The organism is Streptomyces actinomycinicus (assembly GCF_016741775.1).
Classification (GTDB): Bacteria; Actinomycetota; Actinomycetes; order Streptomycetales; family Streptomycetaceae; genus Streptomyces; species Streptomyces actinomycinicus.
This window is the reverse complement of record NZ_JAERRK010000081.1, coordinates 1-480: the sequence shown is the minus strand read 5'-3', so window position 1 is coordinate 480 and position 480 is coordinate 1. Positions and strand designations below refer to the sequence as shown.

1 protein-coding gene is annotated in these 480 nt (G+C 74.0%); it reads right to left on the bottom strand.

All coding sequences use genetic code 11. The features are described 5' to 3' along the window. On the bottom strand, positions 1-460 hold a 460-nt coding region (locus JK359_RS38585), incomplete at its 3' end, for a trypsin-like serine protease (protein ID WP_236679130.1). Between the last annotated feature and the right edge of the window lie 20 nt (positions 461-480).

The following is a 480-nucleotide window of genomic DNA, read 5'->3' as shown; positions in this document are numbered from 1 at the left end:
CGCCGGCCCAGTTGGTGGCCCGCCCGGGCTCGTTCTGCGGGGCGGCGTCCCACCGGGCCTTCCAGTTGCGGCCGTCGTGCGAGACGACGGTGCCGCCCGGGTAGTCCTTGCCGCTGTCCCACGGCGGCGGACTGCACGTGCCGACGCGGCCGTCGTCGTTCAGGTCCAGCCCGGTGGTCCGCTCTATCCAGGGCAGGCTGCCGGCGACACCGGCGTAGGTGGCGTTGGCGCCTCCTGCGGTGGACGCCACGCCGGCCTGCCTGCCGTTGACGAGGAGCGGGCCTCCGGAGTCCCCGGACCTGGCCTGTCCGGTCACCCTGGTAACGCACACACCGGGCCCGCGGCGGTGGTCCGTGCAGTTCCCGCCGACCCTGCGGATCTCGACCCGCGCGGTCTTCAACGCGTTCGACACATGGTCCGGCCTCGCCCCCACCAGCCCCCAGCCGAATATGTCGCCCATGGCGTCGACCGCGGGATCGG